The 20,610-nt window shown below is 59.7% G+C and carries 21 protein-coding genes; 16 read left to right on the plus strand and 5 right to left on the minus strand.

Going from position 1 to position 20,610, the window contains the following annotated elements; genetic code table 11:
- Positions 1 to 2: 2 nt before the first annotated feature.
- Entirely contained in the window at positions 3 to 668 is a 666-nt protein-coding gene (locus tag ACL2XP_RS08460) for a helix-turn-helix domain-containing protein (protein WP_413738270.1), read from the minus strand.
- Positions 669 to 861: 193 nt separating this feature from the next.
- On the opposite strand from ACL2XP_RS08460, the gene ACL2XP_RS08465 reads away from it, so the two are divergent.
- Genes ACL2XP_RS08465 through ACL2XP_RS08500 form a run of 8 tightly spaced genes read left to right on the plus strand, consistent with a single transcriptional unit; the run spans position 862 to position 7,145 of the window.
- The gene (locus tag ACL2XP_RS08465; protein WP_413738271.1) at positions 862 to 1,770 is read left to right on the plus strand and encodes a carbon-nitrogen hydrolase family protein; all 909 of its coding nucleotides are present in this window, start codon (positions 862 to 864) and stop codon (positions 1,768 to 1,770) included.
- Positions 1,771 to 1,774: 4 nt separating this feature from the next.
- A complete protein-coding gene (locus ACL2XP_RS08470; protein WP_410014587.1) occupies positions 1,775 to 2,554 on the plus strand; it encodes an ABC transporter ATP-binding protein in 780 nt (259 codons plus the stop codon).
- Positions 2,555 to 2,576: 22 nt separating this feature from the next.
- The gene (locus ACL2XP_RS08475; protein WP_413738272.1) at positions 2,577 to 3,413 is read left to right on the plus strand and encodes an ABC transporter permease; all 837 of its coding nucleotides are present in this window, start codon (positions 2,577 to 2,579) and stop codon (positions 3,411 to 3,413) included.
- A gap of 3 nt (positions 3,414 to 3,416) precedes the next feature.
- Positions 3,417 to 4,433, plus strand: a complete 1,017-nt coding sequence (locus tag ACL2XP_RS08480; protein WP_413738273.1) for an ABC transporter substrate-binding protein — start codon at positions 3,417 to 3,419, stop codon at positions 4,431 to 4,433.
- A 10-nt stretch (positions 4,434 to 4,443) separates the two neighbouring features.
- The gene (locus ACL2XP_RS08485; protein WP_413738274.1) at positions 4,444 to 4,656 is read left to right on the plus strand and encodes a hypothetical protein; all 213 of its coding nucleotides are present in this window, start codon (positions 4,444 to 4,446) and stop codon (positions 4,654 to 4,656) included.
- On the plus strand, positions 4,656 to 6,023 hold the full coding sequence (locus tag ACL2XP_RS08490) for an amidase (protein WP_413738275.1): 1,368 nt from the start codon (positions 4,656 to 4,658) through the stop codon (positions 6,021 to 6,023). The genes ACL2XP_RS08485 and ACL2XP_RS08490 overlap by 1 nt, the downstream gene beginning before the upstream one ends.
- Positions 6,024 to 6,028: 5 nt before the next feature.
- Positions 6,029 to 6,916 (plus strand): DMT family transporter, encoded by an 888-nt coding sequence (locus ACL2XP_RS08495; RefSeq protein WP_413739116.1) that lies wholly within the window; start codon positions 6,029 to 6,031, stop codon positions 6,914 to 6,916.
- 34 nt (positions 6,917 to 6,950) lie between these two features.
- Complete coding sequence (locus tag ACL2XP_RS08500) at positions 6,951 to 7,145, plus strand: hypothetical protein (RefSeq protein ID WP_413738276.1); 195 nt, start codon at positions 6,951 to 6,953, stop codon at positions 7,143 to 7,145.
- A gap of 146 nt (positions 7,146 to 7,291) precedes the next feature.
- Here ACL2XP_RS08500 and ACL2XP_RS08505 read toward each other — a convergent pair whose 3' ends face one another.
- The gene (locus ACL2XP_RS08505; protein ID WP_413738277.1) at positions 7,292 to 8,176 is read right to left on the minus strand and encodes a LysR family transcriptional regulator; all 885 of its coding nucleotides are present in this window, start codon (positions 8,174 to 8,176) and stop codon (positions 7,292 to 7,294) included.
- 97 nt (positions 8,177 to 8,273) lie between these two features.
- Here ACL2XP_RS08505 and ACL2XP_RS08510 point away from each other — a divergent pair, with 97 nt between their 5' ends.
- From ACL2XP_RS08510 to ACL2XP_RS08525, 4 genes are read left to right on the plus strand one after another with little or no spacing between them, the layout of a single operon-like run.
- Positions 8,274 to 9,239 carry an agmatinase gene (locus tag ACL2XP_RS08510; protein WP_413738278.1) on the plus strand — a complete coding sequence of 322 codons (966 nt, stop codon included), beginning with the start codon at positions 8,274 to 8,276 and terminating at the stop codon, positions 9,237 to 9,239.
- Between the two features lie 20 nt (positions 9,240 to 9,259).
- Positions 9,260 to 10,000, plus strand: a complete 741-nt coding sequence (locus tag ACL2XP_RS08515; protein WP_413738279.1) for a transporter substrate-binding domain-containing protein — start codon at positions 9,260 to 9,262, stop codon at positions 9,998 to 10,000.
- A gap of 15 nt (positions 10,001 to 10,015) precedes the next feature.
- Positions 10,016 to 10,687: an amino acid ABC transporter permease gene (locus ACL2XP_RS08520; protein WP_413738281.1), complete on the plus strand. Its 672-nt coding sequence runs from the start codon at positions 10,016 to 10,018 to the stop codon at positions 10,685 to 10,687.
- Complete coding sequence (locus ACL2XP_RS08525) at positions 10,684 to 11,433, plus strand: amino acid ABC transporter ATP-binding protein (RefSeq protein ID WP_413738282.1); 750 nt, start codon at positions 10,684 to 10,686, stop codon at positions 11,431 to 11,433. The genes ACL2XP_RS08520 and ACL2XP_RS08525 overlap by 4 nt, the downstream gene beginning before the upstream one ends.
- A gap of 26 nt (positions 11,434 to 11,459) precedes the next feature.
- Here ACL2XP_RS08525 and ACL2XP_RS08530 read toward each other — a convergent pair whose 3' ends face one another.
- A complete protein-coding gene (locus ACL2XP_RS08530) occupies positions 11,460 to 12,437 on the minus strand; it encodes an AEC family transporter (protein ID WP_413738283.1) in 978 nt (325 codons plus the stop codon).
- 42 nt (positions 12,438 to 12,479) lie between these two features.
- Here ACL2XP_RS08530 and ACL2XP_RS08535 point away from each other — a divergent pair, with 42 nt between their 5' ends.
- Complete coding sequence (locus ACL2XP_RS08535; RefSeq protein WP_413738285.1) at positions 12,480 to 12,740, plus strand: hypothetical protein; 261 nt, start codon at positions 12,480 to 12,482, stop codon at positions 12,738 to 12,740.
- A 12-nt stretch (positions 12,741 to 12,752) separates the two neighbouring features.
- On the opposite strand, the gene ACL2XP_RS08540 is transcribed toward ACL2XP_RS08535, so the two are convergent.
- On the minus strand, positions 12,753 to 13,472 hold the full coding sequence (locus ACL2XP_RS08540; protein WP_413738287.1) for an acid phosphatase: 720 nt from the start codon (positions 13,470 to 13,472) through the stop codon (positions 12,753 to 12,755).
- Between the two features lie 179 nt (positions 13,473 to 13,651).
- Positions 13,652 to 14,740: a hypothetical protein gene (locus ACL2XP_RS08545; protein WP_413738289.1), complete on the minus strand. Its 1,089-nt coding sequence runs from the start codon at positions 14,738 to 14,740 to the stop codon at positions 13,652 to 13,654.
- Between the two features lie 374 nt (positions 14,741 to 15,114).
- On the opposite strand from ACL2XP_RS08545, the gene ACL2XP_RS08550 reads away from it, so the two are divergent.
- From ACL2XP_RS08550 to entS, 3 genes are read left to right on the plus strand one after another with little or no spacing between them, the layout of a single operon-like run.
- Positions 15,115 to 15,336: an MbtH family protein gene (locus tag ACL2XP_RS08550; RefSeq protein ID WP_413738291.1), complete on the plus strand. Its 222-nt coding sequence runs from the start codon at positions 15,115 to 15,117 to the stop codon at positions 15,334 to 15,336.
- Complete coding sequence (locus ACL2XP_RS08555; protein ID WP_413738293.1) at positions 15,329 to 19,273, plus strand: enterobactin synthase subunit F; 3,945 nt, start codon at positions 15,329 to 15,331, stop codon at positions 19,271 to 19,273. Before ACL2XP_RS08550 ends, ACL2XP_RS08555 begins: the two co-directional genes overlap by 8 nt.
- Positions 19,273 to 20,511, plus strand: coding sequence for an enterobactin transporter EntS (entS, locus tag ACL2XP_RS08560; protein ID WP_413738295.1), 1,239 nt, complete (start codon positions 19,273 to 19,275; stop codon positions 20,509 to 20,511). The genes ACL2XP_RS08555 and entS overlap by 1 nt, the downstream gene beginning before the upstream one ends.
- Positions 20,512 to 20,610: the final 99 nt, after the last annotated feature.

Consider the following 20,610-nt stretch of genomic DNA (forward strand, 5'->3'; position numbering starts at 1 on the left):
CCTTATTGCGGCGCGGCGCCGGCCTGCGATTCAAAGTCCAGTTTATCGGTAAGGCAGATAGACAAAATGGAGGCATTCCGTTCTCCCTGCGTCACGAAGGCGTGCGGCATCGAACTGTCGATATAAGCGCTGTCGCCGGGCATCAGGCAAAGCGGGGCATACCAGGCGGTATGCAGGATGGTGGTGCCGCTGATCGCGTAAATAAACTCTTCGCCCTCGTGGCAGGACCACTGATCCTGCGGCGGCGCTTCGCGCGCGGTAATCTGCATCACGATCGGTATCATGCCTTTATGGGTCAGATCTTCCGAGTGCACATTATAAATATAGTGGGCGTTGGTAAATACCAGCCCCTCGCCGGCGCGGGTGACGGTACGCCGTCCGGCCACCGGCGGGCGCAGGCTTGCGGGCGCCTGGGCCGGCTGTTTAAACAAATCGCCGAAGGACAAATCAAAGGCGTTGGCAATTTTGGTAATGGTGTCGAAGGAGGCCGATACCTGGCCATTTTCTATCTTTGACAGCGTCGAGATGGACACGCCGCAGTTTCTCGCCACCTGTTCAAGCGTCCAGCGCCGTTCCACCCGCATGGCTTTAATCCGTTTGCCGAAATCCTGCTCCGTGGTCAACGCGGTCCTTATGCCTGCCGTTTTACTGTAGCTATTATTCGCCATCGTCCGCTCCGGGATACTGAGTACCTACCTAGCGCTGAAGTGTACGTTATTTTCTCGTCGATCGCTTATTTTTTACTATAAGAAAAACATTTTGGTATAAATGAAAAATAGGCGGCATGATGTGAAAACCAGCGCAACCTGCAGGTCCGGGAAAACCGGCGGCGGTTGATCCATTAAGCTACGGGAGAAAGACGTGAGCGAAACCATTATCGCCACCGTGTCCATGCAGGCGTTTTATGACAAGCCGCGCAATGTCGGCAATATCCTCGCGCTGCTGGCGCAGGCCGTCGATGCCGGCGCCAGGCTGGTGGTGTTTCCCGAGCAGATTTTGCAAGGCTACCTGACCGATACCCTGAGCCTGGATTTCGATAACGTGGCCTGGCAATTCGCCAGCGCCGAAGTAATCGAAAGCGGGCAGGGCATCGGCCAGATCCGCGAAGCGGTGATACGGCACCAGGTCTATGCGGTGGTGGGCATGACCGAGCGTCATCCCCGTTATCCGGAAATATTGTTCAACACCGTGGTGCTGCTGGGACCGGACGGGGAGGTGGGCCGTTATCGCAAAGTGCACCAGCCGGGGGACGAGAAGCATGTTTATTATCCCGGCGAAGGTTTTCCGGTATTCGATACGGCGCTCGGGCGCATCGGCATGCTGATTTGCTATGACAAGGTGTTTCCTGAAAGCACCCGCGAACTGGCGCTCAAGGGGGCGGATATCATGATCATGCCCACCGCCTGGGGGCTGGCGGGCGATGACCGGGACCCGGAGCAGGATTCCATGGTCGACAGCTATACCCTGTTCGGCCGGGTGCGCGCGATGGAAAATCAATGCTGGATGGTGGAATCCAATCTGCACGGTCCCCATGGCAACCTGCTGTATCACGGCCACAGCCGGATCATCGATCCGCGCGGCAACATTATTGCCGATACCGGCAATGCCGCGGGCATCGCGCTGGCGAGCGTCGACATCAGGCAGGAGATCGTCCGCGCGCGCAGCGTAGGGTATATGGGGTATTTTTTCCTCAAGGATTATGTGCCGGTGCAGGCGTCCGACCCGCAGTTGACCGTCCGCCATTACCATACCCGACAGGTTGGGGAATAACGTCATGCCGCACACCCTGGAAGCAGTCAATATCTCGAAAAGCTATGTCTCGGCCGCGGGGCCGGTGGCGGTGCTCAATGCCCTGGATTTCCACGCCGATGAAAATGAGTTTATCTCCTTTGTCGGCCCCAGCGGCTGCGGTAAATCCACGCTGTTTAATATTATCACCGGCCTGCTGGCGCCCGACGACGGCCACATCATTATCAAAAACCGCGAGACCACCGGCAGTCCCTCGCCGGATCTGGGCTATGTCCTGCAAAAGGACCTGCTGTTCCCCTGGCGGACCGTGCTGGAGAACATCATCCTGGGCCTGGAGGTGCGGGGGATTAATAAAAAAATCGCCCGGGAACGCGCCGCCGACTTGTTGCGCACCTACCACATGGAAGGATACGAGGATAAATATCCCGCCCAACTGTCCGGCGGCATGAAACAACGGGTGGCGTTAATGCGCACCATGGTTACCGAGCCCGAAATCATCTTGATGGATGAAGCGTATAAAGCGCTGGATTATCCGCTGAAAGTCTCGCTGGAGTCGGAACTGCTGACGGTGGTTAAACAGCAGAAAAAGACAGTGATATTTATCACCCACGATATCGAGGAGGCGGTCACGCTCTCGGATCGGGTCTACGTCATGAAAGCCAGGCCGGGCGAAATCGTACACGAGATAAGAGTGGATTTGGAAACCGACAGCATGATCATTCCCGAGCGCCGGCTTTCGCCGCGCTTCAATGAGTATTACGAAATGATTTGGCGCAGTATCGGCGCCGCCCCGGTCAATATATGAATGTTTTTTGCGAGGCGCAATCATGAGCAGTATTCCGCAACCTACCCGGGTGAACACCTCCCGCAAGAGCGAACGGCTGGAGTCCTTTTTCCGTACCCCGGCCGTCAGGCGCTATACCTTGCTGCTGTTGCAGATCCTGATAGTGGCCGGCCTGCTGGCCGGCTGGGAAATCGGCGTACGCAACGGCGGCATCAGCAAGTTCCTGTTCGCCAGTCCCAGCATGGTGTGGGAGGTGCTGGTACAGCGCTTCCAGTCCGGCGAACTGCTGGCCGACATTCGAATCACCACCTACGAGACGCTGATAGGTTTTGCGGTCGGCGCGGTCGGCGGGTCGATCCTGGGATTGCTGCTGTGGTACTCCAAATTTATTTCGGATCTGGCCGCGCCGTTTATCGCCGCCATCGGCGCCATACCGGTACTGGCCATCGCGCCGATCACCATTATCTGGTTTGGCACGGAAATGCTGTCCAAAGTGGTTATCGTCGCCTTTTCCTGCGTCGTGGTTTCGCTGACCACCTCTTATAAGGGCGCGCTGCGCACCGACCCCGACCTGATAAACCTGCTGCGATCCTTCGATGCCTCGCGCACGGTGATTTTCGTCAAGCTGGTGGTGCCGTCCGCCATGCTGTGGGTGGTGTCCGGCCTGCGCCTGAACGTCGGTTTCGCCCTGGTGGGCGCCATCGTCGGGGAATACATCTCCTCCGACGCCGGCGTCGGCCATATGATCCTGCTGGGCAGTTCCAATTTCGGTATGAATATCGTCCTGGCGGGTATTGTGCTGGTGATGATTATGATGCTGATTTTCAACGGGTTAGTCGCTTTACTCGAACGTATGATTCTCTCATGGGAAAGGGCCTGAAAAATGAATATAAGCAAGCGTATACGTAGTTTTACCCTGGCGGCGTTACTGTGCGGCGCGGTATGGGGTCCGGCGTCGGCGGCGCAAACGCCGGTGCGCATCAACCAGGCTTTTCAATCATTGCTCTACCTGCCGCTGTATGTCGCGCAGGAGCAGGGCTTTTTTAAACAGCAGGGCCTCGAGGTCAAGATCAGCACCGGCGGAGGCGGTTCCCAGTCCTGGGCGGCGGTGATCGGCGGTTCGGCGGATTTTTCCATCCAGGACCCGGTATTTGTGCCGAAATCCCATGAAAATGGCGGCGGCGGGGTCGTGGTGGCCGGCGTGCAAAACGCGCCGACGGTGTTTATCTTCGGCAAGGACGCCACGCCGCTGCAAAATAACCTGGGCTTTTTGTCCAATAAGCGGGTGGTAACCAGTCCGCAGCCCGATACCACCTGGGCGTTTATGAGCTATCTGATCAAACAGCAAAAATTGAGCAATGTGAAGCTGGTGCATGTGGCGATAGGCAATGAAATCCCGGCGGTGGTGGCCGATCGCGCCGACTACGCGCTGGCGGTGGAGCCGCAAACCTCGATGGCGGAAAAACAGAACGGCCTGCACGTGGTGTATTCATTTTCCGCCAACCAGGACTGGTTTCCCTTTGCGTTCTCCAGCCTGACCACTACCCAGGACTACATCGACAAGAACCCCGCGCCGGCGCAGGGCGTGGTGACCGCTTTTGAAATGGCGTCGCGCTTTATTTACAGCAACACCGACCGGGCGGTGGAGATTGCCGCCAAATACTTCCCCAATGTGCCCAAGGAGCTGGTGCGCGCCGCGGTGCTGCGCGAAATCGACGCCAAAGGCTATCCGGAGAACGTGCTGGTATCGCAAAAAGCCTGGGATAACAATATGAACATTGCCCTGTATGCCAAAAACATCAAGGCTTATCCCTCGGCCGCCACCTCCTACGAAAGTAATGTGAATACCGAACTGGCCGGCAAAGCCAAACAGGCGGTAGACGCGATGGGTAAACAGTAGGAGCTTGGCCATGAATGATGAAATCGCCGCACGCTTGGCGCTGATCAACCTTTATACCCCGGCGGATGCCGCGCTATTACTCCCATTGCTTGGCGACTGCGCGCAGCGGGCCGCCGGGGTGGCCGCCTACGGCGCGCGCCATTTCCCGCCGGCCCTGTTGCCGGCCACCGCCTGGGTCTCGCCGCTGCATCCGCCGGCGGCGATGGCCGCGGAGGAGGACTGATGGACGAGCTGTTACAGTTTTCCATGGGCGAAGCCGGACGCCGGGTGCGCGCCCGGCGGTTCAGCTTCCCGGAGCTGCTGGAGGCTTGTCTGGCGCGCGAAGCCGCCACCCGCGATCTGAATGCGTTTAACGCGCTTTATCGCGATCGGGCGCGCAAAGTGGCGCAGGCCAGCCAGACTTTGCTGGAGCAGGGCTACGATCTCGGCCCCCTCCAGGGGATGCCGATCGCCATTAAAGCCAATATCGCCCTGGCGGGGCAGGAGATGCACGCCGGCAGCCGGATACTGGCCGGATCGCTGGCGCAGCGCGACGCCGGGGTCGTGCAGCGGCTAAAGCGGGCCGGCGCGATTATCATCGGCAGCACCAATATGCATGAATTCGCCTGGGGCGGCACGACGGATAATCCCCATTACGGCCCCAGCGGCAACGCCTGGGATAGCAACCGCATACCGGCCGGCTCAAGCGGCGGTTCGGGCGTGGCGGCGGCGGTGCGCAGCGCGCTGGGCACGCTGGGCACCGATACCGGCGGGTCCATCCGGCTGCCCGCCGCCATGAATGGCGTAACCGGATTGCGTCCGGGCGTGGGACGGATCGCCACCGACGGCATTTTCCCGCTGGCGGCCAGTCTCGACACCGTCGGGCCGCTGGCCGGCTATGCCGAAGACTGCGCGCTGATGTTCAGTGCGCTAACCGGCGATACCGTACCCGCCGCCTTACCCGATCTGCACGGCCTGCGCATCGGCCTGCTGGGGGAGTACAGCGAGAACGTGCAGCCGGACGTGGCGCGCGCCTATCATGATTTGACGGACTGGTTCCGCGCCGCCGGGGGGCGCTGCGAAACCCTGGCTTTCAGCGGACTGGAGCAGGCGGTCAATGCCCTGGTCTTAATCAATATGGCCGAACCGGCCGCGCTGCATGCCCCGTGGCTGGCGGACCGGGCCGGTGAATACGGCGAAGATGTCCGCCTGCTGTTGCAGGCCGGCCTGGGCATCAGCGCGGTGGAGTATTTGCAGGCGCAGCGCTATCGCACCGCATTACGGCAGCAACTGTTGGAAAAATTCAACCACGTGGACGTGATACTGGTGCCCACGCTGCCGTTTACCGCGCCGTTGAAAGGCCAGACGCAGGTACGCATCGGCGATGAGGAGGAGAGCGTGCTCACCGGCAATATGCGTTTCAACGCGCTTGCCAGCCTGGCCGCGCTGCCCGCCCTGAGCCTGCCCGCGGGTTTTGACCGCGCCGGCTTGCCCATCGGCATGCAGCTGATTGGCCCGGATGGCGGCGAACAGCGACTGATGGGCATCGCCGCCCGTTTCCAGCGGGAAAGCGACTACCACCGGCGCACGCCGGTTATGGTCAAACGTTGAAAAAACTGCTGTTCCGGGATGTGCTGATTCTGCTGGTGGTGGTCTCGGGCTGGGCGTTCAACGTGATCGCCATGAAATTCGGGCTGATGGAACTGCCGCCGCTGCTGATGTTGCTGGTTCGCTTTATCATCGTGGCGGCGGTACTGGTGCCGTTTAATCCGATACAACGGCAACAGGTCCCGCTGCTGTGTTTGTTGGCATTTACCTTTGGTTTCGTGCACTTTGGCCTGCTGCTGTTCGGAATGCGCCATACCGATGCCGGCAGCGCGGCCGTCCTGGTACAAATGGGAACGCCGATGGCGATGGTGCTGGCGGCGGTATGGCTTAAGGAAAAGTTTTCGCTGCGGCAAATCATCGGTGTCAGCGGCGCCGTGGCGGGGGTGGTGGTGCTGTCCGGCAGCCCCGCGCTGAATTCATGGCATGGCCCGGCGCTGCTGCTGATCAGCGCCGGCGGATGGGCCGTTACCAACATTGTGATTAAGCGGTCGCCGCCGATCCCGCCGCTGGCGATGACCGGCTGGCTGTCGCTGCTCGCCATTCCCCTGGTTTCGCTGAGCTCCTTTCTCGCCGAGCATCATCAATTGACATTACTGCTGTCGGCGGGCTGGCGCGGCTGGCTGGGGATAATTTACAGCGCGCTGGGGTCGTCGCTGCTGTCCTATTCGCTCTGGTACGGGCTATTGAAAAAATACCCGGCTAACCAGATCCTGCCCTGGTCGCTGCTCAGCCCGGCGCTGGCGCTGTTAATGGGGGCGACGATCCTGGGTGAAAAACTGGACCAGGGTAAAATGCTGGGCGCCGCGCTGATTGTCGGCAGCATTTTCATCGCGGTAAGGAACCCGAATAAATTGCGGCGCGGCGTGATAAAGCCAAGTAAAACCGGTTCGGGATGAACCGGGCGACCGGCGATGGTGGAGTTTTAAGGTTATGATATCCAGCAATGATCATTCCGGTATCTCGATGCAGACCGGCACCTCGCAAGAAGTCTGTAATTGGCTTGGCCGGTCACACGCGGACCACGTTCTGGTCATCGCCTTCGATCATGTGGAGTCGCGTCATTTTGATGTACTGGTTGAAACTTTAACCAGCGCGATCGCTATGTTTGATGTGTTGATTCAATAGCGTGAGCGCGCAACCCAATAAATGGAAAAAGCAGCGTCAGATATTCGCTATTCATCATGGGGGGAACGATTATTTTCCCGGCTATAGTGCCGGGTATATCACCGTTGATCAATTAATCCTCGATTGCAAGAAGCGATCGCGGTTCATCATGTCCGATGCGCCGACACCAGCAGTTCCACCATGGTTTCGGCCGCGCGGGAAAGCGGGTAGGCGGCATGGGTCACGGCATAATGCTTCATCTCCCAGGAAGGCGTGCCCGGGATTTCTTCCAGGGGCAGTACCGGGCGCAACAGCGCGGCGTAATGCTCCGGCAAAATGCCGATATATTGCCCGGTGGCGATCAGCATGGCGACCGCCTCGATGCCGGTCGCTTCGGGGCCCTGGGCATAGCCCAGCACCGAGATGCTTTCCGCCACGAACGCCTGCTGCTGGCGAAATACCACCGGCCGGTTTTCGCCGTTTTGCCGCCGGTTGACGGCGTACACGCGATGGGTTTCGCTATAGAGTTCAATATAACGTAAAGATATGACCTTTTGATGCTCCATTATCCCTTTTACGGCAATATCCAGCTTGCGATCGATTAATGCCTGAATAAGTTGTTGCGCATTTAACGTGTGCAAAGACAAATTCACCAGCGGCGCCAGGCGATTTAATTCTTTAAGGGCTATATGTATAGCGGTGGCGGTGTTGCCAATTATATTATCAGTAAAACCTATGGATAAGGGGCCGGAAATAATTCCCCGGCTGGCATCAATGGCGGGAAAAATCCGGTCAAGGGCGTTCAGCGCTTCCTGGGCATAAATTAATGCCGCTTTCCCGGCGGCGGTAAGTTCAAACCCCCGCGGCCCGCGGGTGCATAATTGCGCGCCCAGGCTTTCTTCCACCGATTTGATTTGGCGGCTGATGGTGGCTTTGGTCATATTAAGCTTACTTTCCGCAGCGGAAAAACCACCTGACATGGCAACCACACAGAATATTCGTAATGCTCTCAGATCCCGCTCATTTAGCATCCGATTTTTCATGGTTGTCATTTCCGATACTATGATTGCAAATAATGTCTATTTTCCACCGGATATTCTCTGTATACAATCGCGGCAACATCTTTTTTGCCAATGCAGGAAATAATATATGTCAGATGCGCTTACCATTGCCCCGCAGACCAATCATAAATCATTGCTATTTTCCGATCTGGCGCTCGACCTGGATAATTTACAGGCCCATTTCGCGGTATTGGGAATGCCGTATGGCGCCGCCTATACGCCGCAGGATTATAATAACGACCAAACCCGGGCGCCGACCGCTATTCGCCAGGCATCCGATCGGGTGATCCGCAGCCCGGAACGCTACGACTTTGATATTGACGGTCCGCTGCTGCAAGGCCGGGACGATATCCGTTTTGTCGATTGCGGGGATATTCCAGCCGATCTCAACGACCCGCGCGGCCACTTTGTCCGTGCGGAACAGGCCACCCGCAAGATCCTCGCGGCGGGCGCCATCCCGATCGTGCTGGGCGGCGATCACGGCATTACCAATCCCATCCTGCGCGCGTTTGACGAGCAGGGGCCGATAACCATTATTCATCTGGATGCCCATCTGGATTGGCGCGATGAGGTTAACGGCGTAAAAGACGGACTGTCGAGCCCGATGCGCCGCGCCTCCGAATTGCCTTACGTGAAAGATATTATCCAGATTGGCATGCGCGCATCGGGCAGCGCGCGCCAGGAGGAGGCGGATTATGCCCGCGCCTGGGGCGCCAAAATTTTTACCGCCTATGAATTGCACGATATCGGGATGGACGCCGTGCTGGCGCAGATCCCCGACGGCGGCCGCTATTATCTCTCCATCGACGCCGATGGCCTGGACCCCACCTGCATGCCCGCCGTGGCCGGTCCGGCGCCGGGCGGCGTGACCTTCGTCCAGGCGCGGAAATTGATCCACGGCTTGGTAAAAAAAGGCCGGGTTATCGGTATGGATTTCGTTGAAATTCAACCGTCAAAAGACGTTCACCAGCTTTCCTGCACCATCGCGGGACGCCTGATCCTGAATTTTATCGGCGCCGCCATCCGCGCCGGTTATTGTGATTCCGTACGCTAACCGACCCCTGAGGGCAATTCATGAATATCAAACGCATTTTATTGGCCGTACTCGCGCCGGCCGTTTTTTATGCCGGGGCCTGCCTGGCCGCAGAGCCGATTCGCGTGGCCATCGACCCGACCTTTCCGCCGATGGAATACATGCAAAATGGCCAGCGCGTCGGCTTTGATATCGATCTGGCCAATGCGTTGGCGGCAAAAATCGGTCGTACGATGAATTATACCGATATGGATTTCAAGGCCATGGTGCCGTCGGTGCTGGCCGGCCGCCAGGACATCGTCATGTCCGCCATTTACATTACCGATGAACGCAAAAAGGTGGTGGATTTTACCGATCCCTATTTTTCCGCGGGTCTGGTGGTGATGGTGAAAAAGGGCAATGACAGTATAAAAACCCCGGCGGACCTGGCGGGTAAACGTGTCGCGGTCCAGGTCGGCACCAAATCCGTCTCGGTATTGAGCGCTGCTTATCCGACGGCAAAACCGGTCGAGGTGGAAAAGAATGAAGAAATGTTCAATTCCCTTGAAACCGGGCGCGCCGATGCGGTGGTCACGGGCAAACCCGCCGCGCTGCTTTATGCCAAAACGCGCGGCACCGCTATTCTGTTGCCGGAACCTCTGACCCACGAAGAATATGGGATTGCCGTCAGCAAACGCGAGCCGGAAATTCGCGCGGCGCTGAATAAGGCCTTGCAGGAAATCAGGGCGGACGGTACCTATGATGCGCTGGTGCAAAAATGGTTTGGCGAGGCGGGAAAATAAGGAGCATCGTGCAATATGGTCACCTTTGATTTCACGCCCGCGCTGGCGGGCTGGCGGGATTTGCTGGCAGGCGCGCTGGTGACCGTTGAGATAACGTTGTGCGCGATGCTGGTCAGCTGCCTGCTCGGCACGCTGATTGGCCTGGCGCGGTCCAATCCGCAGCGGCGTCTGCCGTGGCTGGCCGGAAATATCTATGTGGTGTTTATCCGGGGTACGCCGCTGCTGGTGCAACTGTTTATTTTGTATTTTGGCCTGCCTTATTTCGATATCGTCATCCCGGCTTTTGTCTGCGGCGTGATCGGCATGGGCTGCTATTCGGCGGCCTATGTTTCCGAGCTGGTGCGCGGCGCCATTATCTCCATCGATCGGGGGCAGACCGAAGCCGCCCGCTCAATGGGCATGTCCTCCGGCCAGGCCATGCGGTGGATTATCCTGCCGCAGGCGCTGGTGAGGATGATTCCGCCGCTGGCGAATGAATTTATCGCCCTGACAAAAAATTCCGCGCTGGTGTCGCTGGTGACCATCCACGATGTGATGCATGAAGGGCAGAAAATCATCAGCGTCTCTTATCGCTCCCTGGAGGTCTATATCGTTATTGCCCTTATTTATCTTGTGCTTACCGGCAGCACCATGTATGCCCTGCGCAAGGTTGAACACAAGCTGCGGGCCGGGGGGATGGTAAATTGAGCCAAGGCATTATCCAGGTCAAAAATCTTAAAAAATCATTTGGCGACCAGCTTATTTTGAAGGGAATCGATATTGAGGTTCACCGCGGCGAGGTGGTGGTGATTATCGGTCCCAGCGGGTCGGGCAAAAGCACTTTTTTACGCTGCTGCAACGGGCTTGAGCGCGCCCAGGGCGGTTCGATTCGCATCTGCGGGGAATGGCTGCTGCAAGAGGGGACGATGCTGGAAGAAGGGCGGCTGAACGGTTTACGCGTTCATGTGGGTATGGTCTTCCAGTCCTTCAATTTGTTTCCCCACCTGACCATTTTGCAAAACGTTGCCATCGGGCCGCACAAGATCCTTAGGCAACCCAAAACCCATGCCGAACAGATGGCGCGCAAACTGCTGCAAAAGGTCGGTCTGGCCGACAAGGCGCAAGCGATGCCCGCCAGCCTGTCGGGCGGACAAAAACAGCGCGTCGCCATCGCCCGCGCGCTGGCGCTGCAACCCGAAGTGATGCTGTTCGACGAGCCGACCTCGGCGTTGGACCCGGAACTGGTGGGCGAAGTGCTGGCGGTGATGAAGCAATTGGCCGGCGAGGGCATGACCATGCTGGTGGTCACCCATGAGATGTCGTTCGCGCGCGAAATGGCGGATACGCTGATCGTTATGGAGGAGGGGCGTATTGTGGAAAGCGGGCCGGCCGCCGCCATCTTTGCGCATCCCACCCATGACCGGACGCGGGCGCTGCTGCATAAAATCATGTAAAAAAACGGGCCGGCCTGGATGCCAGGCTACTGCCACACAGGATAATAACGGCTCATGAGTATCATCAGCAAGGGCGTAGTGATGGTCGACAGCAGCGTTGTCAGCAACATGCTGGTCGCCGTCACCCCTTGCAGCACTTTGAATTTTTGCGCCATCAGGTAGACATTGACGCCTACGGCCATCGATCCCAGCAGGACGACCACCTGGCTTTCTTGCAGCGGCAAGTGGAGCAGGAACGCGATGCCCCAGATAATGGCCGGCATCAGCAGCAGCTTTAATACGCACAGGGCAGCGCTTTCGCGCAGACCCTGGCTGATGTTGTAGCGGGCGAGACTCATGCCAAGCGTCACCAGCGTCAAAGGCGCGGAGACGTCTCCGAGCATCGTGACCGATATATCGATGGCCCGGGGCAGCGATCGGTGAAGCAGGAAACTCCATGCGAAGCCGCTGAAAATGCCGATAATCAAGGGATTACGCAAGACGCTGAGCAGCGTTTTAACGATTCCCTGCAATGAGAAACTCCCGCTCCGCGCCCATTCGACGGAAACCGTTACCAGCGTCCAAAGGATCAGGCTGTTGAATACCAGCACCAAGGCTACCGAGGGCAGACTCGATTGACCAAGTAATATCAGCGCGACGGGAATGCCCAGCATGACGTTATTGGAAAAAATTCCGCCCAGCCCAAACACGGACGCTGAAACCGGATCGAGCCGGAACACATGTTTTGCCAGTATCCTGCCCACGATGTAAACCGCAAAACAGCTGCCAAAATAAGCAATCAGCAACCGCACGTCCACGGCGGGGCTTTGGTAAAATTTACTCATGACTTTGAATAGCATGCAGGGCAAGGCAACGGTAAAACAAAACCGGTTGAGCCCCTCGTTGACCGATTCGGGCCAGCCGGCAAAGCGCCCGAGACAAAAACCCGTGGCGATGAGTAAAAAAAGCGGCGCCGAAAGTATAACCTGGTGCGATAGCTGAGCCAGAAAGCCAACCGTTTCCATCCCTAAACCTGCCTGCGTAAACGTTATTCTTATGTTTATCCCGTGGTTGCAGTATATGGGATTTGCGGCCCGCTGCACCACCGCCTGGAGCAGTTGGAGCAGCGCGCGATAAATATCATCTCCGGGCCGCGGCAACATCGTTTTAAAGACGACCTTGGCATCCATGCCCGTCCAGCAGGCATGTGGATGGGTTTACCCATGAATTACCACTCGGAGTTACCTGTCGCCAATCAAAGCGACCCGGGCGGCAGCCTGAAAAAAATAAGCACCAACGGTGCCGGGCAAGTATGGCCGGGCGATTAGCCGGAAAAGAAACTACTGCGCCGGGTTCAATGCGCGGATTTCCGCCTTGGCCTTGGCTAATTGGCGGATAAAGGCGTCGTTGGTATGCAGGGTCGCCACCACGGCGCTGGCGACCACCCGCGCCGCATCCACGTCGCTTTGCCAATGATAACCGCAGATAACCCGGCTTTGGCCCAGTTCATAGCCCCGTTTCAGGATGTCGTCCTGGCGCGCCGGGTTGACTTCCGCCAGCACCAGCGCCACGGCCCAGCCGATAGTGGTATGCCCCGAAGGATAGGAACCGTTGGTGGCGAGCTCTTTTTCATCTTCCGGGCGGCAGGTGGACGTATGATAGAAGGCGAAAGGCCGGATGCGATTGTAATATTTCTTGGCCGAGCGCGTGGCGAAGTCCCCCGCGTCTTCTTTCATGGTAAACATCAATTGGTAGGTTTCCGGCGTTTTAGCCGCGGAGATCTCGGTGCCGAACGCCTCGGAAAAATTGCGCGCCAGGCTGACTTTCGAGGTATCGCCGTCATTATACGCCTGCTTGCCGCGATCGGTATTGCGCAGCGCCATGCCTTCGTCGTAATGGGCTTTGTCGCGCAGGAAATCAATACTGGTGAAAGACGGCGGGGGCGGCAGCAGCTTCAGACTATCCGGCGTCTGTTCGAGGGTCAGGTAGTGTTCATCGGCGGCCTGGGCATAACCGGCCAGCAATAAACCCAGCAACGCGGCAATAGGTAAAATTTTCATCCGTTTGATAGTCCTCATCTATTACGCCAGAGGACATAATAAATGCATACATCAAACATTAATGTGATCAGCAATGATTATTGGCCGCGGTCTCGCGCCGGCGGCGTCAGGGCCGTATCCCCGGCGGAATAGCGGCCTGATAATACAAGGCAAAAAACGGCCCGTAACCGGGCCGGCGTTTACTGGTTCAAAGGCACGCGTACGATGCTGTCCGGCCCTTTGGTGGTGTGATCCTTGTTAAATGCCTGTTTAACCGTCACATACAGCGTTTGGCCGTCAGCGGACAGCAGCAGGCTATTCGGATTCGGCGTCAGGTTTAATTGGCGTTTCACCGCGTACGTACCGGCGTCCAGGATCACGAGTTTCCCGGATTCGCGCTGGGTGACGTAAAGCTCGTTGCGCGCCGGGTTGAATTTCACCGCCAGGGAATCGCCGATCTCAAGCTGCTTGAGCACCTGGCCGCTGCGAATATCCAACACCAGGGTGGTTTTGGCTTTTGAATTGTCGGTCACGAACAGGCGGCCGGTTTTCGGGTCTTCCGCCAGATTGAGCAGCAGGGCCTCTTTGCCGCCGAGCGGCTTCCAGCGCGCTTCGATACGGTGGTTGCGCGGATTGATCGTCAGGATCTCGCCGCTGCCGTTGGCGGCGTAGATCCGCTGCGTCTGCTCGGAATATAGCAGCCCGGTCACCCATTTACCGGCATTTGGGATGCGCGCTTTCAGTTTAAGCGTTTTGGCATCCACCACCCAGATAACCCCCGGGTCCGCCACGGCGCCGACGTAGAGCAGGCCGTTATGCCAGATAATTTCACGCGCGCCGGTCGGGAAATCCTTTTCGTTACGTTCTCCGAACATTAAACGGCCGGTGATTTTGCCGGTGGCGGTGTCCAGCGCGCTGACGCCGCCATCAAGGGTATTGGTAATAAACAGCGTGTTGCCTTGCGGGTCCATCGCCACGCCGAAATTTTTCAGGTCGGTATGGGTTTGGCCCAGGGTTTTCAGCGTGGCCGGGTCAAGTTTGTAGACCACCCCGCCTTGTACGGTAAACGACTGTGCGCTGGCGACATACAGCGCGCCGGCGGCGGGACTCAGCGCCATTTCATACAGTCCGTCGGCCAATTCACGCTGTTGCACGGCAGCCGCGGGGGTCTGGGAGGCATCCGCGGCCGGGGCCGCCGCAACCGGTTTCGCCGTGCCGGACTGATGTGCGGCGCAGCCGCTCAGCGCCAGCGCCACCAGCAGTGCCAGGGCAGATGTTTTGTTATTCATTGAAAACTCCTTAACCATTAAAAGCCGCCATTAGTAGCCGGCGCCACCCCCTGTGATTACCGCGCTCACAGGATAAATATCGAAGAAAAATTGGCTACCGCATTTGGATACGGCGGTGAGAGGAAATACGTTTAAATACAAAAGAAAATGAGAACTATACTCATTATCTTTACATAATCAAGGAGATTCCGGAAAATACCAAGGTAAACAAGCGTCTTGCAGAGGGGACGGATGCTTGAGCCGTAGCGCCTATTGCAAATGAAAATAATTCTCAATAGTATTCGTGCAGCATTCATGAAATCATCATTTATCTCGCCGGCGAGCGCGTGTAGGGCATCTTGCGCGGCAGGAGACCGGTGCGGCAGGAGACACGTATGGAACAGCTCAATCCCTTTGACGATCCGCAACAGGATTGTCTTGTATTGGTTAACCGCCGGCGGCAGTACAGCTTATGGCCGACGTTCAACGAGGTCCCCGCGGGCTGGCGGCCGGTATTCGGTCCGCAGCCGCAGCCGGTTTGCCTCGCCTGGCTGGAAGAGAACTGGTGCGATATCCGCCCCCTGACGCCCAACGACGCGAAAAATAACCATGTCTGAATCGATTATGAACCAACACAGCCGGGACGATCGGCCCCTGCCGCTGGTGGCCGCACAGCCCGGTATCTGGGTCGCCGAACAGCTTTCATCACACCCCAACGCCTACGCGGTGGCGCACTTTATCGAGCTGCGCGGTCCCCTCGACGGCGCGCTGCTGGCCAAAGCCGTCATTGCCGGTATGCGGGAGGCGGATACGCTGAATATGGCGTTTGGCGAGCAGGATGGCGAGCCGGCGCAGTGGCCGGCGGCGCGGCGCTTTAGCGCGCCAGAGACTGTCGATCTGCGGCAACAAGCCGATCCCGACCGCGCCGCCCGCGCGCTGATGCGCGAAGATATGGCGGGCGATTTGCGGGTATTGAGCGGGGCGCCGCTTTACCACCATATCCTGATGCGCCTGGGCGACGACCATTGGTACTGGTATCAGCGCTACCACCATCTGGTGGTGGATGGTTTCAGTTTTACCGCCCTGACGCGGCGTATCGCCAATCTCTACAGCGCCTGGGCGCGGGACCAAATACCCGAACCCACTCCCTTTACTCCCTTTAGCGACGTGGTGGCGGAGTACCGGGATTATCGCCGGTCGCCATCTTATCAGCGCGATGCCCGGTTCTGGCGCGAAAAAGGAGCGCAATTGCCGCCGCCCGCCTCTTTGTCCCCCCAGCCCCTGGCCGGGCAAAGCGCCAGTATCAACCTGCTGCGCCATGGCCTGGCGCTGGAAAGCGGCGCCTTTCGGACGCTGGCCGATTATCACCGGGGGCGGCAACTGAGCGCGGCCGATACCGCCTTTGCGCTGGTAGCCCTCTGGCTGGCGCGCCTGAGCGGGCAGAATGATTTCGCCGCGGGCTTTATTTTTATGCGCCGCATCGGTTCTGCGGCGCTGTGCGCCACCGGCCCGGTGATCAACGTATTGCCGATGGCGGTCCGCTACGACCCGGCCGAACCGCTGGGCGCGCTAGCCGCCCGGCTGGCCGGGGAAGTGAAACAGATGCGCCGCCACCAGCGCTATGACGCCGAGCAGGTGCAGCGCGATCTGGGACGCTTCGGCGATGCCGATCCGCTTTATGGCCCGGTAATCAATTTGAAAATGTTCGACTACGAGCTCGACTTTAATGGCGTCGCGGGGGTGACCCACCAATTGGCCTCCGGTCCGGTGCGCGATCTGGAGATCGCCATCTATATCGGCGAACAGGGCGAGTTGACGCTGGAACTGCTGGCCAATGCCGAACGTTATGACGCCGCCGTCCTGGCGCAGCATGCCGGCCGCTTCGCCCTGCTGCTTGACCAGTTGGCCGCGCGGCCCGAGCGTCCTTGCGGTCAGCTGGACTTGTTGACGCCGGCCGATCGCCGGTTGCTCGGCGCCATCAACCGGACCCAAGTGCCGATCCCGGCGCACACCCTCGGCGGCCTGCTGGCGCAGCAGGCCGGGCGCACGCCCGATGCTCCGGCGCTGGCCGACCAGCGGCACCGCCTGAATTACCATGCCATGCATCAGCAGGTGCAGGCGTTGGCGCAACAACTGCTGATGCAGGATATTCAGCCGGGGGATATCGTCGCGGTGGCCCTGCCGCGCTCGGTGTTTTTATCGCTGGCGCTACAGGCGATTGTCAGCGTGGGCGCGGCGTATTTGCCGCTCGATACCGGTTATCCCGATGACCGCCTGGAGCTGATGCTGGCCGACGCCGCGCCGAAGATGCTGATAACCGCCGGCGGGCTGGCCGCGCGCTTTGCCGCGATAAGCCCGGTGGCGCAATATAGGTTTGAAACGCTCTTGCCGGCGCCATCGGCCATGCTGCCGGCGTCGGCGCGCCCGCAGGACGGGGCCTATATCATTTATACCTCCGGTTCCACCGGACGACCGAAAGGGGTGCTGGTGGGTCATGAGGCAATCGTCAATCGCCTGCTGTGGATGCAGGATCGCTATCCGCTCGGCGCTGATGATGTGGTGCTGCAAAAAACGCCCTGCAGTTTCGATGTCTCGGTGTGGGAATTCTTCTGGCCGCTGATCGCCGGCGCCCAACTGGTCATGGCGCCGCCGCAAGCGCATCGCGATCCTGATGCGCTGCAGCGGTTATTTCACCGCTATCAGGTTACCACTACCCACTTTGTCCCTTCCATGCTGGCGGCCTTTGTCGCCTCCCTGGACGATGAGGAAGCGGTAGCGCGCTGCGCCAGCCTGCGCCGCGTATTTTGTAGTGGCGAAGCGCTGCCCGGCGAGCTGGCGCGCAAGTGGCAGCAGCTTACCGGGATACCGTTGCACAATCTCTATGGACCGACCGAAGCCGCGGTGGATGTAAGCTGGTATCCGGCATTCGGCGCCGAGCTGGCGGCCGTCGCCGGGGCCAGCGTGCCGATTGGCTTCCCGGTATGGAATACCGGCCTGCGCATTCTGGACGCCCGGCTGCAACCGGTGCCGCCGGGCGTCGCGGGCGATCTTTATCTCACCGGCATTCAGCTGGCCCACGGCTATCTCGATCGGCCCGGCCTCACCGCCGGCCGTTTTGTCGCCGACCCTTACGGCGACGGTACGCGCATGTACCGCACCGGCGATGTGGCCCGCTGGCTGGCCAACGGCGCGGTGGAATATCTGGGCCGCAGCGACGATCAGCTTAAAATTCGCGGCCAGCGCATTGAGCTTGATGAAATCGATCACGCCCTCGGCGCGTTGCCCGGCGTCGAGCAGGCGGTCACCCACGCGCTGGTGCTGGGCAATAGCGCCGGGCAGCAGGGCGATGCGCGCCAGTTGGTGGGCTATGTGGTCGCCAGCCGGCCGCTGGACGGCGAAGCGATGCGCGCAGCCCTTGGCCGGCGCCTTCCCGCGCATATGGTGCCCGTCGCCATCGTCCGGCTCGACTCCCTGCCGCTGAGCAGTAACGGCAAGCTGGACCGCAAGGCGCTGCCGCCGCCGCCGATAAATGCCGGCGAGGCGGGCCGCGCGCCGCTGCCGGGACTGGAAAGCGAGCTGGCGGCGGCCTTCTGCGCCCTGTTGGAGCGCGACGGCATCGGCGCGCAGGATGATTTTTTTGCCCTCGGCGGCCATTCGCTGCTGGCGATGCGTCTTGCCGCCCGGCTGCGCCGTCAACTTCAGCAGCCGGTTACGGTAGGCCAGATTATGGTGGCCGGCACGGTGGAAAAACTGGCGGCGCTGCTGGGCAGCGCGCCGGCCGGCGACCGGCGCGCGGGCTTTGAACCGGTACTGCCGCTGCGCCGCGGCCATGGCCCTACGCTGTTCTGCTTCCATCCCGCATCCGGCTTCGCCTGGCAGTTCAGCGTGTTGCAGCGCTACCTTGCCCCGCGCTGGTCGCTGGTGGGCATTCAGTCGCCGGACGTTAACGGCCCGCTAAGCCGCAGCGCGGATCTGGCCGCGGTGTGCGAGGCCCATCTGAGCACCCTGCGCCGCGAACAGCCCAGCGGTCCTTACTACCTGATCGGCTATTCGCTGGGCGGCACCCTGGCGCAGGGCATAGCCGCACGGCTGGAAGCGGCGGGGGAGAGCGTCGCCTTCCTCGGCCTGCTGGATACCTGGCCGCCGGAAACGCAAAACTGGGATGAAAAACGCGGCGAAAATGTGCTGGACCCGGCGGTACTGGCGGAAGTCGATCGCGAGCGGCGGCAGTTTATTGCCGCCCAGCGCCGGCAGGGGGGCGAGGAGATGACGGCAATGTTCGACATCATCGAAGCCAACTACGCCAATTCGGTGCGGCTGCTGGCGACGGCGCGCAGCGCGCGTTTCAACGGCCGCGCCACGCTATTCCTGGCCGAACGGACGCAGCAGCCGGGGCAGGATGCCCGCCGCGCCTGGGCGCCCTGGATTGGCGAGCTGGAGGTGTGGCCCATAAATTGCGCCCATGTGGACATTATTTCTCCCGCCATGTTTGAGCGGATCGGACCGTTATTGAGCGGATTATTAGAAAAACATGCAGGCGATAAGGCCAAATAATGAACAAACCCTCCTGGTTTATCGATTTGGGTTTGCTGGCGACCCATCCGGCTTTCCGGGCCGTCTTTGTCGCCCGCTTTATCTCCATTCTGGCGCTGGGCATGCTGGCGGTGGCCGTTCCGGTACAAATCCAGGCCATGACCCATTCTCCGCTGCTGGTGGGGTTATCCGTCACCCTGGCCGGCGGCGCCATGTTCGTCGGCCTGCTGTTAGGCGGGGTATTGGCGGACCGCTATGAACGCAAGAGCCTGATTCTCTTCGCCCGATCCACCTGCGGGGTGGGTTTCGTCGCCTTATGCGTGAATGCGGCCTTGCCGCACCCTTCTCTGCTTGCCGTTTACCTGCTGGCGCTGTGGGATGGCTTTTTTGGCGCCATCGGCGTCACGGCATTGCTGGCCGCCACGCCTGCGCTGGTGGGCCGGGAAAATATTATGCAGGCCGGCGCCATCACCATGCTGACGGTACGCTTCGGTGCTATTTTGTCGCCGGTGATGGGCGGCATCGCGATCGCCGGCGGGGGCGTCGCCTGGAACTACGGCCTGGCGGCTTTCGGCACGTTGTTGACTGTCCTGACGCTGCTCAAACTGCCGCAACTGCCCCCGCCGCCGCAGCCGCGCGAACATCCGCTGCGCGCGCTGGCCGAGGGCATACGGTTTCTCTTCGCCAGCCCGCTGGTGGGGATGGTGGCGCTGGTCGGCGCGCTGCTGATGCTGGCGAGCGCGGTACGCGTGCTTTATCCGGCCCTGGCCCCGCACTGGCAGGTCGATGCCGGGCATCTGGGGCTGATGTACGCCGCCGTGCCGCTGGGGGCCGCCGTCGGCGCGCTCACCAGCGGGCGTCTCGCGCACGTCGCCCATCCCGGTCAATGGGTGCTGGGCAGCGCCATCGCCGCTTTTGCGGCTCTCGGCCTATTCAGCCTGATGCCGCAGTTTTGGCTGGCGCTGCTCTGCCTGGCGACTTTCGGTTATTTCAGCGCCATCAATAGCCTGCTGCAATATGCGATGATTCAGGCGCTAACGCCGGATGCTTTGCTCGGACGCATTAACGGCCTGTGGACGGCGCAGAACGTCACCGGCGATGCGCTTGGCGCCGCGCTGATCGGCTCCTTGGGAACGTGGCTGCTGCCCGTTGATGCCGCCAGCCTGTTCGGGTTCGCGGCGGCGCTGCTCAGCGTCGTGCTGTGGCTGGCCATGGGGCGCCTGCGCCGCTACCAACCGCCAGCCCCGGCAGGCAATTGAGCGGTAATTTTATTGACACCTTTGCTCAGAAGACGTAGGTTACTGACCAATAATACAAATGATAATCATTATTCATCGCCTTATCATTTAAAGGTAACC

The sequence above is a fragment of the Sodalis sp. RH21 genome, assembly GCF_047324175.1.
Classification (GTDB): Bacteria; Pseudomonadota; Gammaproteobacteria; order Enterobacterales; family Enterobacteriaceae; genus Acerihabitans.